Source organism: Kineococcus rugosus (assembly GCF_050871975.1).
Classification (GTDB): Bacteria; Actinomycetota; Actinomycetes; order Actinomycetales; family Kineococcaceae; genus Kineococcus.
The window spans coordinates 111,237-125,632 of record NZ_JBJLSJ010000012.1; the positions used below are offsets into that span (position 1 = coordinate 111,237).

The 14,396-nt window shown below is 76.6% G+C and carries 16 protein-coding genes; 11 read left to right on the forward strand and 5 right to left on the reverse strand.

Features of this window, described 5'->3' with window-relative positions; translation table 11 throughout:
* Positions 1 to 139 precede the first annotated feature (139 nt).
* The 6 genes from ACRYM6_RS09015 to ACRYM6_RS09040 all read left to right on the forward strand — a co-directional run bounded on the left by ACRYM6_RS09015 (position 140) and on the right by ACRYM6_RS09040 (position 4,597).
* Positions 140 to 379 (forward strand): WhiB family transcriptional regulator, encoded by a 240-nt coding sequence (locus ACRYM6_RS09015; protein WP_432542541.1) that lies wholly within the window; start codon positions 140 to 142, stop codon positions 377 to 379.
* Positions 380 to 482: 103 nt separating this feature from the next.
* Complete coding sequence (locus ACRYM6_RS09020) at positions 483 to 833, forward strand: hypothetical protein (protein WP_432542517.1); 351 nt, start codon at positions 483 to 485, stop codon at positions 831 to 833.
* 186 nt (positions 834 to 1,019) lie between these two features.
* Positions 1,020 to 3,119: a HAMP domain-containing protein gene (locus tag ACRYM6_RS09025; protein WP_432542518.1), complete on the forward strand. Its 2,100-nt coding sequence runs from the start codon at positions 1,020 to 1,022 to the stop codon at positions 3,117 to 3,119.
* A 2-nt stretch (positions 3,120 to 3,121) separates the two neighbouring features.
* Positions 3,122 to 3,550 (forward strand): roadblock/LC7 domain-containing protein, encoded by a 429-nt coding sequence (locus tag ACRYM6_RS09030; protein WP_432542519.1) that lies wholly within the window; start codon positions 3,122 to 3,124, stop codon positions 3,548 to 3,550.
* Entirely contained in the window at positions 3,547 to 4,014 is a 468-nt protein-coding gene (locus ACRYM6_RS09035; protein ID WP_432542520.1) for a DUF742 domain-containing protein, read from the forward strand. Before ACRYM6_RS09030 ends, ACRYM6_RS09035 begins: the two co-directional genes overlap by 4 nt.
* Positions 3,998 to 4,597: a GTP-binding protein gene (locus tag ACRYM6_RS09040; RefSeq protein WP_432542521.1), complete on the forward strand. Its 600-nt coding sequence runs from the start codon at positions 3,998 to 4,000 to the stop codon at positions 4,595 to 4,597. The genes ACRYM6_RS09035 and ACRYM6_RS09040 overlap by 17 nt, the downstream gene beginning before the upstream one ends.
* Before the next feature lie 34 nt (positions 4,598 to 4,631).
* On the opposite strand, the gene ACRYM6_RS09045 is transcribed toward ACRYM6_RS09040, so the two are convergent.
* Positions 4,632 to 5,066, reverse strand: coding sequence for a metallopeptidase family protein (locus tag ACRYM6_RS09045; RefSeq protein WP_432542522.1), 435 nt, complete (start codon positions 5,064 to 5,066; stop codon positions 4,632 to 4,634).
* 83 nt (positions 5,067 to 5,149) lie between these two features.
* On the opposite strand from ACRYM6_RS09045, the gene ACRYM6_RS09050 reads away from it, so the two are divergent.
* Genes ACRYM6_RS09050 through ACRYM6_RS09070 form a run of 5 tightly spaced genes read left to right on the forward strand, consistent with a single transcriptional unit; the run spans position 5,150 to position 8,736 of the window.
* Positions 5,150 to 5,554 carry a DUF3499 domain-containing protein gene (locus tag ACRYM6_RS09050; protein ID WP_432542523.1) on the forward strand — a complete coding sequence of 135 codons (405 nt, stop codon included), beginning with the start codon at positions 5,150 to 5,152 and terminating at the stop codon, positions 5,552 to 5,554.
* 46 nt (positions 5,555 to 5,600) lie between these two features.
* On the forward strand, positions 5,601 to 5,870 hold the full coding sequence (locus ACRYM6_RS09055) for a hypothetical protein (protein ID WP_432542524.1): 270 nt from the start codon (positions 5,601 to 5,603) through the stop codon (positions 5,868 to 5,870).
* Positions 5,871 to 5,924: 54 nt separating this feature from the next.
* Positions 5,925 to 7,391, forward strand: a complete 1,467-nt coding sequence (locus ACRYM6_RS09060; protein WP_432542525.1) for a phosphomannomutase/phosphoglucomutase — start codon at positions 5,925 to 5,927, stop codon at positions 7,389 to 7,391.
* Complete coding sequence (locus ACRYM6_RS09065) at positions 7,391 to 7,579, forward strand: Trm112 family protein (RefSeq protein ID WP_432542526.1); 189 nt, start codon at positions 7,391 to 7,393, stop codon at positions 7,577 to 7,579. The genes ACRYM6_RS09060 and ACRYM6_RS09065 overlap by 1 nt, the downstream gene beginning before the upstream one ends.
* Complete coding sequence (locus tag ACRYM6_RS09070) at positions 7,576 to 8,736, forward strand: SIS domain-containing protein (protein WP_432542527.1); 1,161 nt, start codon at positions 7,576 to 7,578, stop codon at positions 8,734 to 8,736. Before ACRYM6_RS09065 ends, ACRYM6_RS09070 begins: the two co-directional genes overlap by 4 nt.
* Here ACRYM6_RS09070 and ACRYM6_RS09075 read toward each other — a convergent pair.
* The 4 genes from ACRYM6_RS09075 to ACRYM6_RS09090 all read right to left on the reverse strand — a co-directional run bounded on the left by ACRYM6_RS09075 (position 8,733) and on the right by ACRYM6_RS09090 (position 14,342).
* Positions 8,733 to 10,349, reverse strand: coding sequence for a PP2C family protein-serine/threonine phosphatase (locus ACRYM6_RS09075; protein ID WP_432542528.1), 1,617 nt, complete (start codon positions 10,347 to 10,349; stop codon positions 8,733 to 8,735). The two genes, ACRYM6_RS09070 and ACRYM6_RS09075, sit on opposite strands and share 4 nt — an antisense overlap.
* A gap of 4 nt (positions 10,350 to 10,353) precedes the next feature.
* Entirely contained in the window at positions 10,354 to 12,240 is a 1,887-nt protein-coding gene (locus tag ACRYM6_RS09080) for an EAL domain-containing protein (protein WP_432542529.1), read from the reverse strand.
* A gap of 91 nt (positions 12,241 to 12,331) precedes the next feature.
* Entirely contained in the window at positions 12,332 to 13,444 is a 1,113-nt protein-coding gene (wecB, locus tag ACRYM6_RS09085) for a non-hydrolyzing UDP-N-acetylglucosamine 2-epimerase (protein ID WP_432542530.1), read from the reverse strand.
* Positions 13,437 to 14,342: a hypothetical protein gene (locus ACRYM6_RS09090; RefSeq protein ID WP_432542531.1), complete on the reverse strand. Its 906-nt coding sequence runs from the start codon at positions 14,340 to 14,342 to the stop codon at positions 13,437 to 13,439. Before ACRYM6_RS09090 ends, wecB begins: the two co-directional genes overlap by 8 nt.
* Positions 14,343 to 14,396 lie beyond the last annotated feature (54 nt).

The window sequence follows — 14,396 nt, forward strand, 5'->3', positions numbered from 1 at the left end:
GTTCGACCAGTTCGACCAGCTCGACCAGCTCGACCAGCTCGACCAGCTCGACGACCCCGCCGGCACCCCCTCGCCCGGGGACCGGCCCGAGCTCGCGCTCGTCGACCTGACCGGTGGGCCGGCCGAGGTCCCGACCGGGCTGTCCGGCCTCACCCCCGAGGACCCGGGCTGGCAGGAGCTCGCGCTGTGCGCGCAGACCGACCCCGAGGCGTTCTTCCCCGAGAAGGGCGGCTCCACCCGCGAGGCCAAGCGCGTCTGCCAGTCCTGCGAGGTCCGCCAGGAGTGCCTGGAGTACGCCCTCGGCAACGACGAGCGGTTCGGCATCTGGGGCGGGCTGTCCGAGCGCGAGCGCCGCCGCCTCAAGCGCGCCATCGGCTGAGGCCACCCGATCGGCCGAACCGGCTGAAGGAACGCCCCCCGCGTGCCGAGAGTCAGGACGGGGGGACGACCGGTCACCCCGCCGAACCCGGGGAGGGGTACCGATGAGCCAGTCGATCTGGGAGCGCCGGCAGGCCGTCGCCTCTCGGCTCGAGGGTCACGCCCAGCACGAGCGCGACGTCCTGACCGAGCTGACCACGACGTTCACCGCCGCGTCGGTGCCGCTGGAGGACGTCGACCCGCGCGGGTGCCTGCGGGCGTCGGTGGCCGCCGTCGCGCAGGTCGCCGCGGGCCGGCCCGGCTTCAACCTCGTGCTCGGCGCGGTCGGGCACGGCGTGCGCGTGCAGGCCGACGAGAACGGCCACGTGACGCTGTCGGTCGTGACCATGACGACCGGCGAGCCCGCCCCGCGGGCCGTCGCCTCCGAGCTCGCCGCGCTGCTCTGGGACCGCTGAGCCCTCCCGCGACCCCTCCGGACCCCCTCGGGCTCTTTCCGGTACCGAGGACCACGCTTTCGGCCGCTCACGGCCACCGCACGACCCGACGACACCTCTACCGACGCCGGACACCTCCGGCAGCACGTCACCGCTGACTGCCCCGTGCGACTCGCACCGGGTGCGCACGTCGGAAGAGGAGTCCGCATGACCTTCCTGTTGCGTCGCGTCCGAGTGGGCGCACGCTTCGCCATCGCCTTCGGGGTGATCCTGGCGCTCACGCTCGTCATGGGCGCCGTCGCGTTCATCGGGAACCGCGCGCAGGCCTCGGCCCTGCAGCAGTCCCAGGACGCCACCGAGCTCGTCCACTACGTCGACGAGCAGAAGTACTTCGACGCCGACATCATCGGCTGGCAGACCGGCTACGCGCTGGACACCTACCGCATCGGCGTCGAGGCGGCCCTGGCCGACGACAACGTCAACCGCGTCGGGTACACCAGCACCCGCGCCGCGCTCGTCGCCTCCCTCAAGAGCGCGCCCACCGCGCTGATGACCGAGCGGGAGAAGGCCGTCAACGAAGAGCTCATCGGCCTGTGGGACCAGTTCATCGACTTCGACAACCGCGCCGTCATCGCCTTCCGCGACGGCCGCGCCGCCGACGCCCAGGTCCACCTGGACGAGGGCGGGTTCCCCGTCTACCAGCAGATCCTGACCCTGATGGACGGCCTGGAGGAGTCGGTCACCACCCGCAGCGAGGCCGCCCAGGCCCGCGCGACCCGCGTCGCCGAGACCGCGCAGCTGTTCATCGTCGTCTTCTCGGTCCTGGCCGTCGTGCTCGTGGCCCTCATGGTCGTGGCCCTCGTCCGCACCGTGCTGCTGCCGCTGCGGGCCCTGACCGCCCGCGCCGAGGAGGTCGCCGCCGAGCGCCTGCCCGCGGCCATCGGCGAGATCCGCGACATGGCCGCCGACGCCACCCCGCCGACGCTGCCGGCCTTCGAGGTCCAGACGAAGGACGAGCTCGCCGCCCTCGCGGTCGCGTTCAACCACGTCCAGGACAGCGCCCTCGACCTCGCCGTCGAGCAGCGCCGCAACGAGATCGCCGCCGCCGAGATGCTCGTCAACCTCGGCCGCCGCAACCAGAACCTGCTCACCCGCACCCTGGCCTTCCTCGCCGAGCTGGAGCGCTCCGAGCGCGACCCGCAGGTCCTGGAGAAGCTGTTCCGCCTGGACCACCTGTCCACCCGCGTGCGCCGCAACGCCGAGTCGATGCTCGTCCTGGCCGGCGCGGAGCAGACCCGCACCAAGTCCCGCCCGGTGCCCGTCGCCGGTGTCGTGCGCGCCGCCCTCGCCGAGATCGAGGACTACCCGCGCGTCGACCTGACCGAGCTCGTCGACGCCACCCTGCACGGCAGCGCCGCGGCCGACGTCACCCACCTGCTGGCCGAGCTGCTGGAGAACGCGACCGCGTTCTCGCCCAGCACCACCCGCGTCGTCGTCACCGGCGCGCCGACCGTCGACGGCGGCTACGCCCTGACCGTCACCGACTTCGGCGTCGGCATGGACGAGGCCGAGATCGCGCTGGCCAACGGCCGCATCGCCGGTGCGGCCGACTCCCGCCCCGACTCCCGCCTGCTCGGGCACCACGTCGTGGGTCTGCTCGCGTCGCGCTGGTCCCTGTCGGTCGCGCTGAGCCGCGGTGGCTCGGCCGCCGCCCCCGTCGGGGTCGTCGCCTCCGTCGTGCTGCCCGCCTCGATGGTCGTCCTCGGCGCCCGCCCGGCGGCCGCCCCCGCGGCGGCGCCGGTCGCCGCCCCGGTCGTGCCGGTGCAGTCCGCTCCCGAGCTCGCCCTCGTCGGCGCCCCGGCCCCCGCGGAGGCGGTCGCCGAGCCGGCCCCCGCGGCGCCGGTCGCCCCGGTCGCCCCGGTGGCCCCGGTCGCCGAGCCGGTGGCCCCCGCGGCCCCCGTGGTCCCGGTCCAGGCCGTGGCCCCGCTGGCCCCGCAGGTGCCGGCCGCCCGTCCCGCCGGCGCCCCCCGCGTCCGCGGCGCCCAGCTCGCCGACCTGGGTCGCGACCTGGGCCGCACCGCCGAGGCCGGCACCGGCCCGCAGGTCGCCGCGGTCCCCGCGGACCTGCCCGCCGTCCCCACCCGGGTCCGCGGCGCGCAGCTGCCCGACACCGGCGACGGGTCCGCGGACACCGCGTCCACGTCCCGCAGCGCCGAGCAGGTCCGCCGCGGCCTGTCCGGCCTCCAGAACGGCGTGGCGCGCGCCCGCCGCGACAGCACCAGCCCCTCCACCCCCGAGAGCGAGTGACCGTGAGCGTCAGCACCGTCAGCCAGAACGCGCAGGACGTCAACTTCCTGCTCGAGCGCTTCGTCGCCCAGACCCCCGGGGTGGAGCAGGCCATCGGGGTCTCCTCCGACGGGCTCCTGATGACCATGCGCGCCGACCTCGAGCGCGCCGACGCGGACAAGCTCGCCGCGACCGTCTCGGGCCTGACCACCCTGGCCGTGTCCGCCTCGCGGCTGCTGCACAAGGGCCCCCTGAGCCAGGTCATCACCGAGTTCGGGCAGGGGTACCTGCTGGTGTCCTCCATCGCCGGGCGCGCCTGCCTCGGCGTCGTCACCGCCGCCGACTGCGACCTCGGCCTGGTCGGCTACGAGACGACGATGCTCGTCGAGCGCGTGGGGGCGCTGCTGACCCCCGAGCTCATCACCGAGCTGAAGACGTCGCTGCAGCTGTGAGCCCGCGCGAGGAGTTCGACGAGGTCGAGTTCGACGATTTCGACGAGTTCGACCGCCCGTTCCTCGGGGCGGGCGCGGCGGTCGCCGCCGCCCCCGCCCCCGTCCCCGCCGTCCCCGACGGGGACGACGCGGAGGTCCGCGCCTACCTGCTCACCGGTGGTCGCACCGGGGGCGGGGCGGCGGGGATCGCCATGGAGACCACCGCCGTCGCCACCGCCCTCGGCGCGCGGGTCTCCGCCGCCGGGTCGCTGCCCTTTGAGCTCGGGGAGGTCCTGGCCTGCTGCGCGCAGGCCCGCTCCGTCGCCGAGGTCGCCGCGCTGGTCGGCATCCCCCTCGGGGTCGCCCAGGTCCTGGTCGGCGACCTCGTCGCCCGGGAACTGCTCATCACGACGTCCACCGCGAAGTCCCTCGCGCTCGACGTCTCGTTCATCGAGAGGTTGATCAACGGTGTCGCTGCACTCTGAGGCGGCCGCCCCCGCGGCCCCCGTGAAACGTCCCCCGATCCCGGTGAAGATCCTCGTCTCCGGCGGCTTCGGCGTCGGCAAGACGACGACCGTGGGGGCGCTGTCCGAGATCGAGCCGCTGAGCACCGAGGCCGCCATGACCTCGGCCTCCGTCGGCGTCGACTACGCCGGCGAGGCCAGCGAGAAGACCACGACGACCGTCGCGATGGACTTCGGGCGCGTCACGATCGACGACAGCATCATCCTGTACATGTTCGGCACCCCCGGGCAGGACCGGTTCGGGTTCATGTGGAACGACCTCGCCGACGGTGCGCTCGGCGGGATCGTGCTGGTGGACCCCAGCCGGATCGACGACTGCTTCGTGGCGCTGGACTACTTCGAGAAGATCGGCCTGCCGTTCGTGCTGGCCGTCAACTCCTTCGCCGGCCGCAGCCAGCTCACGCTGGAGCAGGTCCGCGCCGCCGCCAACGTCGACCCCGTCGTCCCCGTGGTGGCCGTCGACGCGCGCTCGCGCGAGGACGTGAAGCAGGTCGTGCTGACCCTGCTGCAGCTGATCCTGTCGCGGGCCCGCAACGCCGCCTGAGGCCACCCGAGGGGGTGCGGCCCCCGCTGCGGCGTCAGTCGCCGTAGCGGGGGTCGACCTCCTCGGGGGGCAGGTCCAGCAGGTGCGCCACCTGCTCGACCACCACGTCGGCCACCAGGTCGTCCAGCTCGTCGCCGTCGGCGCGGGTCTCCAGCGGCCGGCGGTACAGCACGACCCGCGCCGGGCGCTGCCCCTGCGCGGGGAACAGCCGCCCCAGCGGCACGACGTCGTCCTCCCAGGGGGCCGGGTCCGACGGCGGGACGTCCTCGACGGCGAACTCCACGCCCGCCAGCTGCTCGGCCCAGCGCCGCTCCAGCAGCTCCACCGCGTCCAGGACCAGGTCGTCGAACCGTTCCGCGCGCGTGCGCGCGGCCGGCAGCGACGCCGGCAGCAGCGGCCCGCGCAGGCCGCGGCCGTGCCGGTCGCGGCGCCTGAGCGAACGGGTCTGGGGCCGGCGTCGGAGGACCACCGGGCGAGACTACCCGCGGGATCGGGGCGACACATCGCACCTCGTCCAGCCAACAGCCCGCCGACGGCGGTAGCGTGCCGCGGGTGAGCACCCGCAGCCCAGGAACGAACGCCTCCCGCCCGGGAGCCGGCCGCTCCGCCGCCCCCAGCGCCCGGCGCTGCTCGCGGACCGCGTGCGGGAAGACGGCCGTGGCGACCCTCACCTACGTGTACTCCGACTCCACCGCCGTCCTGGGCCCGCTGGCGACGTACGCCGAGCCGCACACCTACGACCTGTGCGCCGACCACGCCGACCGGCTGACCGCCCCGCGCGGCTGGGAGGTCGTCCGCCTCGCCCCCGAGCTGCTGGAGGCGGCCCGCCACCACGACGACCTCGACGCCCTCGTCGACGCCGTCAGCGACCGCCCCCGCGGCACCGAGCGGCGCATCGACCCCGACGCCCCGGCCGTCCGCCGCGGGCACCTGAGGGTCATCGGCGAGGAGAAGTGACCCCGGCGGCCGCTCAGCCGGGCGGCCGCGCTGCCGATGGAGCCTCGTGCCCGCAGCCAACGCGCCCCGCGCTCCCCGCCGTTCCCGCGCCGCCCGGACCGCCCCGCCGCTGGGGTCGCTGACCCAGGCCGCGCACCGCGAGACCGCGGCGTGCTCGCACTGCGGCAGCGAGCGCGTCACGCAGCTGTCGATGAACCTGACCGACGGCACCCCCGTGCAGTTCGTCTCCTGCCACGTCTGCGAGGAGCGCAGCTGGCTGTCGGCCACCGGCCCGCTGACCGTCGACGGCATCCTCGAACGCACCCGCAAGCACTAGTCGCGGCGGCCGCGACCCCCTTGCGCACGGGCCGTCGCTTGTAGGCTCCCCAGCGTGAGCGCCCCGACCGTGAACCTGTCGTCCGTCATCAAGGCCTACGACGTCCGGGGCACCGTCCCCGACCAGCTCGACGCCGACGTCGTGCGGGCCATCGGCGCCGCCTTCGCCGAGGTCGTCGTCCTGCCCGAGACGCCCGCCGGCGCCACCGCCCGCGCCGTCGTCGGGTACGACATGCGCCCCTCGTCCCCGGAGCTGTCCGCCGCGTTCGCCGACGGCGTCGCCTCCCGCGGCGTCGACGTCACGGTCATCGGCCTGTGCTCCACCGACGGCCTCTACTTCGCCAGCGGGTTCCTCGACGTGCCCGGCGCGATGTTCACCGCGAGCCACAACCCCGCGCAGTACAACGGGATCAAGATGTGCCGGGCCGGGGCCAGGCCGGTCGGCCAGGACAGCGGCCTGTCCGCGATCCGCGAGCTCGCCCAGGGCTGGCTGGACGCCGGGACCGTCCCCGCCGGCGGCGGGACCGTCGGCACCGTCGACGAGCAGGACCTGCTGAAGGCCTACGCCCAGCACCTGCGCACCCTCGTGGACCTGTCCGGCGGGCGCCGGCTCAAGGTCGTCATCGACGCCGGCAACGGCATGGGCGGGTTCACCGCCCCCGCGGTCCTCGGCGACGACGCCGGGCTGCCCGCGCTGCCGCTGGAGGTCGTGCCGATGTACTTCGAGCTCGACGGCACCTTCCCCAACCACGAGGCGAACCCCCTCGACCCGGCCAACCTCGTCGACCTGCAGGCGGCCGTCCCCGCGCACGGCGCGGACATCGGCCTGGCCTTCGACGGCGACGCCGACCGCTGCTTCGTCGTCGACGAGAAGGGCGACCCGGTCAGCCCCAGCGCCGTCACCGCGATGGTCGCCCGCCGCGAGATCGCCAAGGAGATCCGCGCCGGCCGCGAGCCCGTCGTGATCCACAACCTCATCACCTCCCGCGCGGTGCCCGAGCTCGTCGAGGCCGACGGCGGCACGCCCGTGCGGACCCGCGTGGGGCACTCCTTCATCAAGGAGCGGATGGCCGAGGTGGGCGCGGTGTTCGGCGGCGAGCACTCCGCGCACTACTACTTCCGCGAGTTCTGGTCCGCCGACACCGGGATGCTGGCCGCGATGCACGTCCTGGCCGCGCTCGCCGAGCAGGACCGGCCGCTGTCGGAGCTGGCCGCCGAGTACGAGAAGTACGCCGCCAGCGGCGAGATCAACTCCACCGTCGAGGACGCGGCGGCCACCACCGAGCGGGTCGTGGCCGCGATCAGCGAGACCGCCGCGGCCGAGGGGGAGACGATCGAGGTCGACCGCCTCGACGGGGTCACCGTCTTCCACCCGGCGTCGGCGAACCAGCCGATGTGGTGGTTCAACCTGCGGGCCTCCAACACCGAGCCGCTGCTGCGGCTGAACGCCGAGGGCGCCGACGAGGCCACGATGGCCGCCCTGCGCGACCGGGTGCTCGCCCTGGTGCGGGGGACCGACTGATGGCGCTGGACGCCTGGGTGCTGGACCTGCTGCGCTGCCCGGCCACCGGCGCCCCGCTGACGCCGGTGACGGTCGGGGGGCGGGAGTTCCTCGCGACGCCCGACGGGGTCCGCTACCCCGTCCTCGACGGCGTCCCGGTCCTGCTCGTCGACGCCGCGATCGCCCCCGGGGAGGGGGAGGCGCCGTGACCGCCCTCGACGAGAGCCTGCTCGCCGACGGCGACGGCCTCACCGCCGTCGACGAGGGCGGTGTCCTGCGCGCGCTGGCCAGCGCCGGGGCGCAGGTCCGCGAGGCCCTGGACCTCAGCGCGGAGGCGCGCGTGGCCCGGCTGGCCGACGAGGAGCGCCCGCGCGCCGTCGTCATCGCCGCGCTCGCGGGCAGCTCCGTGGTCGCCGACGTCGTGCAGGCCCTCGCCGGCCGCGCCTGCCCGGTGCCCGTCGTGGTCCGGCACGGCGGGCCGCTGCCGAGCTGGGTCGGCCCGCTCGACCTCGTCGTGGCGGTCTCGCTGTCCGGCCGCGCGCCCGGCCCGGTGGCCCTGGCCGTCGAGGCGGCGCGGCGCGGGGCGCGGGTCGTCGCGGTCGCCGGGGACGGTTCCCCGCTGGCCGACGTCGGGTCCCGCGGCGGCAACGTGCACGTCCGGCCCGCGCGCGGGGTCCGCGCCGACGGCGGCGACCCCCGCTCCTCGCGGGTGGCGCTGTGGTCGCTGGCGACGCCGGTCCTGCTGGCCTGCGACGCGATGGGGCTGCTGTCGGCGCCCGCGGCGGACCTGGCCGCCGTCGCCGACCGGCTGGACGCCGAGGCCGAGGCGTGCCGCCCCTGGTCGGAGACGTTCGTGAACCCCGCGAAGGTGCTGGCGCTGGAGGTGGCGGGCGCGGTGCCCGTCGTCCTGGCCGACGGGGACCTGATGGCGGCCGCGGCGCGCCGGGCGGCGGGGATGCTCGCGCGGACCGCGCGGGTGCCGGCCGTCAGCGGGGCCCTGCCGGACGACGCCAGCGAGGTCGTCGCGACCTTCGGGGGGCCGTTCGCGGCGGCGGGCGCGGACGACGTGTTCGCCGACCCGTTCCTCGACGGGCCCACCGGGCCGCGGCTGCGGCTGCTGGTGGTGCGCGACCACCCGGCCGCGGTGGCCGACGTGGACCGGCGGCTGACCGAGGCGGTCGTGACGACCGCGACCGACGCGGGGGTCCGCGTCAGCGAGCTCGTCGCCGACGAGGGGTCCCCGGCGCAGCGGCTGGCGCAGGCGATCGCCCGCGCCGACTTCGCCGCGGCGTACCTGGCGCTGGCGTCCGGGGTGGACCCGGCGCGCTCCCCGCAGGTGGCCGACCTCAAGGACCGCCTGGGCTAGGCCCGCGCCGCCGGGGGCAGGCGCTGGACCACCACGACGGTCCGGTCGTCCTGCCGGGCGCGGAACTGCGAGTGCCGCAGCGCGGCGGCCGCGACGCCGTCGGCGATGCGCTCGGGCGTGGGGACCGCGGTGGTCGCCGTCAGGGCGCCCAGGGCGCCGACGACGCCGTCGACCCCGAACTCCACGCCCTGCCCGTCGCGGGCTTCCAGCACCCCGTCGGTGCAGGCGAACAGGCGGTCGCCGGCCTCGAACGGCAGGCTCTCCTGCGCCCACCGGGCCCCCCGGAGCACCGGGGACAGCAGGGGGCCGGTGGCCGCCAGCTCCCGCCAGGGCCCGGCCCGGTGCTGCACCAGGGCGGGCGGGTGCCCGGCGCTGGCGTAGGTCAGGGCCTGCGCCGCCCGGTCCACCACGGCCAGGAAGACGGTCGCGAACAGCTCGGGCTCGACGTCGTGCAGCTGGTCGGCGGCGGCCCGCAGCGCCGCCGCGGGGGTGCTGCCCAGCCGGGCCGCGGTGGCCAGGGAGTGCTTGAGGCGCAGCGCCAGGACGGCGCTGACCGGCCCGTGCCCGGCGACGTCCCCGACGACGAGCGCCACGGCCGCGGGGCCGACCTCCACGACGTCGCACCAGTCCCCGGCCAGCAGCCCCTCGGCCGGCTCGACGCGCGCGTGCAGGTGCAGGTCGGGCAGGTCGGGGACGGCGGGCGCCAGGGCCCGCTGGAGCGCGGCGAGGGCCGGTTCGGCCTGGGCGACGGCGTCCAGGGCCCGCCGGGTGCGGCCCAGGTCGGCGCTCAGCCGGTCGCGCATGGCGGTGACGTCCTGGGCGAGGTCGCGCACCTCGCCGGCCCCGGCGCTGGGCAGCGCCGCGGCCAGGTCCCCGTCGGCGACGGCCCGGCTGGCCCGGGCGAGCAGCGCCAGCGGGACGGTCACGGTGCGCCACAGCAGCAGGCACCCCAGACCCAGGGCCGTCGCCACCGCGAGCAGGCCCGCGGTCAGGGTGACCAGCAGGCGCCGCTGGGTGCGCTCGGCGTGCGCGGCGTCGTGCGCCTCCTGCGCGGCGAGCCGGTCGTCCACGACGTCCAGCGCGGTGCGCAGGGCGTCGAACCGCCGCTTGCCGTCGAGGGTCACGTACAGGGCCCGGGCCCGCTCGACGTCCCCGGCGCGGACCCGGTCCTGCTGCCGCTGCGCGTACGCCGTCCACGCGCCGTGGGCGGCCAGGACGTCGTCCCACCGGCCCGCGGGTACGCCGAGGGCGCGCAGGCACGCCGCGCTCGCCCGTTCCCGGCCGGGCAGGTCGCGCTCGGCCCGGGCGTAGGGCTCCAGGAACCGCTCGTCGGCGGTGACGAGGTAGCCGCGCAGGCCGGTCTCCTGGTCGACGTAGGAGGCCCGGGTCTCCCCGAGGGCGCGGCGGCACTCGGCGGACTGCACGAGGTGGCGGCGGGCGCCGTCGAGGTCGCGCGCGGCCAGCAGCGACCCGGCGCCGGTGCCGGCCAGGACGAGCAGGGTGGCGCCGCAGGCGTGGGTCACCCACCGCGTCAGGGAGCGGGGGCGCCGCCGGCGCCGCGGGGACCGGTGGCGGAACCCGGTACGGCGGACCTCCGTACCGTAGTCGGCCACCTACTCAGTGTGTTCGGGGGGCGGCTCCCGTCAAGTCCCCGCGAGGCCGCGACGCGGGAACCGGGTCGGCGGGGACGAAGACCTGCGCCGCGGGCACGGGACGGGCGAAGTGGAAGCCCTGCAGCACGTCCACCCCGAGCCCGCCCACCAGCGCCGCCGTGGCCGCGTCCTCGACGCCCTCGGCGACGACCTCCATCGACAGCCGGTGGGCCAGGTCGGCGAGGGTCCGCACGATCGCCGCGTCGACCGGGGCCTGCGCCGCGGCGACCACGAACGAGCGGTCGATCTTCAGCTCGTCGACCTGCAGCTGGCGCAGCATCGTCAGCGACGTGTAGCCGGTCCCGAAGTCGTCCAGGGAGACGCGCGCCCCGGCCGCCCGCAGGGCGGCCAGCACGGCACCCACCCCCTCGGGGTCGCCCAGCAGCGCCGTCTCGGTGACCTCCAGGGTCAGGGCGCCGCGGTCCAGGCCGTTGTCGGCGATGGCCCGGCGCACGGCGTTGACCAGCGAGGGGTCGGCCAGCACCACGGGGGAGACGTTGACGGAGACCGTGACGTCGCGACCGTCGGCGCGCCAGGCGGCGCACTGGGCCGCGGCGGTGCCCAGGACCCAGTGCGTCAGGCCCACGATCGCGTGGCTGCGCTCGGCGAGCGGGATGAACGCGCCCGGGTCCAGCAGCCCGCGCTCGGGGTGCTGCCAGCGCACCAGCGCCTCCACCCCGACGGTGCGGCCGCTCCCGGCGGCGACGAGGCGCTGGTAGTGCACCCGCAGCTGGCCGTCGGCGACCGCGGCGGGCAGCTCGGTGTGCAGGCGCAGCGCGTCGACGTCGACGGCGGCCTCGCCCTCGGCCACGGCCAGGCGCTGCTGCTCGTCGGCGGCGCGCACGGCCGCCACGTCGGCCAGCGCGAGCAGCTCGTCGACCTCCCGGCCGTGCTGGGGTGCGCAGGCCACGCCGATCGAGACGTCGGGACGCACCCGCAGGCCCAGACCGGGGCCGTCGCCGCGCAGGACGACGTGCTCGCGCAGCACCTGGTGCAGCACCCGGCCCTCGTCCAGGCCCGTGCGGACGGCGTCGCCGGAGCCGTCCAGCTCCACGGGGCGCACGACGGCCAGGGAGTCCAGGTCGAGGCGGGCGACGAGGGCGCCGGGCAGGTCGCCGGCGCGGCGCGCGCACTCGGTGAGGACCTCCTCGGCGGCGGCCGGGCCCAGGGCCAGCCGCAGGTCGCGCAGGTCGTCGAAGTGGACGACGCTCACCGTCAGCTCCTCGCCCATTCCGTCGCCCAGCTCACCGGCCCCGCTCAGGCGGCGGGCGGAGCTCTCCAGCAGCCCGGTGCGGTTGAGCAGCTCGGAGCTGACGTCGTGCCGGGCCCGGCGGGCGGCCAGGCGCAGCAGCGAGCGCACCCCGACGACGGGCAGGACGGTGACGGCGGGCAGCACCACCAGCCACCCGGCCACCTGACCGGGGTGGCCGGAGGCGACGAGCGCGGCGGGCAGCAGCACGAACGGCAGGGCCGTCGCGGCCGCGACGGCGCGCGGGGTGCGCAGGAAGGGGATGTGCGCGGCGGTCGCGGAGTACAGCGCGACGAGGACGCCCACGGCGGGGGAGCCGTCGGCGCAGTAGACGCCCACCGAGGTCGACACGGCGGCGGAGACGATGGCGGTGCGGGGTCCGGGCAGCGGCCAGGTGCGGCTCAGCAGCAGCCCGGCTCCGCTGAGGAACCCCAGGGCGGCGATGAACAGGATGCACGTGCCGTGCACGCCCTCCCAGCCCGGCACCAGGGCCACGGAGGCCATGATCAGGCTGGTGACCAGGTACTCCACGGCCACGACGCGGCGGCCGAGGCCGCCGTCGCCGAGGTCGACTGTCTGCTCGCGCTGGGGGTTCGGCACCATCTAGAAGTCGGCTGCCCGCAGGCCGGGGTCGATGGGCCGACCGGGTGAGGCCGGTGGCCCGCGCCCGCCGGCGGTGGCGGGCGCGGGACGGTCAGACCTGCTGCGGCGCAGGTGCTCCGTCGCGGGCCAGGGCCGCGATCCGCTGCGAGGCCAGGCCGTCGCCGTAGGGGCTGGGGGTGTCCGCCAACCGGGCCAGGGCCTGCGGGGACGTCATCCGCCGGGCGTGCCCGACGAGGTCCTCCGGCTCGCTGAGCACCGAGAACCCGGCCGCCACCGACTCCGGGCGCTCGGTGCTGGTGCGCACGACCACCAGCGGCTTCTTCAGCACGGTGACCTCCTCCTGCAGCCCGCCGGAGTCGGACACCAGCAGGGACGCCGAACGGGTCAGGGCCAGGAACGTGCGGTAGTCCACCGGGGGCAGCACGCGCACGGCCGCGGGCACCGTCACGCCCCACGCCCCGAGCGCCTTGCGGGTGCGCGGGTGCAGCGGCAGCGCGACCGGCGCGCCCAGCTCGCCCAGGCCGGCCACCAGCGTGCGCAGCCGGTGCGGGTCGTCGGTGTTCTCCGGGCGGTGCACCGTGGCGACCACGCCGCCGGGGGCCACGCCGAGCCCGGCCAGCAGCCCGGCGGTCTCCTCCTCCGACGGGCACAGGGCCGTGACGGCCTCCACGACGGGGTTGCCGGTGACGAACACCGACCCCGCCGGGACCGCCCCGTCGAGGAGGTTGCGCGCGTTCTCCGGGGTCGCGGCGCAGTGCACGTCGGCCAGCGCGGAGATCAGCAGCCGGTTCGTCTCCTCCGGCATCGCCCGGTCGTGGCTGCGCAGGCCGGCCTCGACGTGGACGACGGGGATCCCCAGGTAGTGACCGGCCTGGGCCCCGGCGTTGGCGGTGTTGGTGTCGCCCTGCACCACGACCGCGCGCGGGCGCTGCCGGGTGAAGCGGTCGGCCAGCCGGTCGACCATCGTGGCGACCTGCTGGGCGCGGGTGCCGCCGCCGACGCCGTCGACGGCGGGCGCCAGCGGCTCCAGGCCGCAGGACCGGAACACCGCGTCGGTCAGCTCGGGGTCGTAGTGCTGGCCGGTGAAGACCCCCGCGCCGTCGGCGCCGAGGGCGTGCAGGACGGGGGCCTGCTTGATGATCTCCGGTCGGGTGCCGAACACGACGGCGACCTTCCCGGACAGGTCGGTGCTCTCGTCAGCCACGGCGGGTGCTCCTCGGGGTCAGGGCGTCCAGGACGGGACGGCGGAAGCGCAGGCCGACGGCGGCGAGCGCGGCCGCGGCCAGCGGCAGGGCGGGTCCGGGCAGGGCGTCCGCGGGGACGGTCCTCGCGTTGGCGCCGCAGGTGACGGTGCCGACGTTCACGGCGGCGACGGCACCGTTCAGGAGCTTGATCGTCAGGGCGGTGGCCTGGGTGCTCCCGGCCGGTGCGGGCGGCACGGAGTGCAGGGCCAGGGTCGCGACGCCGGGGACGCTGACCTCCGTGCCCGGCGCGGGCGTCGCCGCGAGGGACAGGACGGTGCTGCCCGCGGTGGTGACCCGGGCGTTGGCGAGGGTCACCGTGCTGCCGGTCGTGGGGGCGGACGACGCCCTGCAGGAGACGAGGACGGCGTCGGCCCTGAGGATCGTGCCCTCCACCGCGGGGGTCACGACCTTCCCGAACGCCCTCACCTCGGGGGTCCCCGGCACCAGGACGACCTGGACCCCGCCGGACCCGCCGCTGGTGGTGCAGACCCCGTCGGTACCGACGCTGATGCGGCCACCGGACCCGACCAGGCCGGCGCAGGCCGCGGAGGTCCCGTCGGCCCCGGCGACGGCGGTCTGCACGAGGGCGCCGGCGGTGATGCCGCCCTGCCCGCCGAGCACCGACAGCGCCGGCGCCTGCGCGCTCGTCACCGGGTCCCCCGACCCGGGGTTCGACGCGCTGACCGTCCCGGAGTGGACCGTCGAGACGCCGAGGGCGCCGACGGTGACCGCGTTGGCGGTGGCCGTGGAGGTGTCGGCCGCGGCCGGGCCCGCCGTCGCCAGCACGAGCGCGGCGGCGCCCGCGCCCCCGGCCGTGAGCAGCGCCGCCCAGGGGCGGCGGGGTGTGGTGTGGTCCATGTCGGCTCCTCAGCTGCTCGGGACGGGGACGGGGACGGGGGCGGGGGCGGGGGT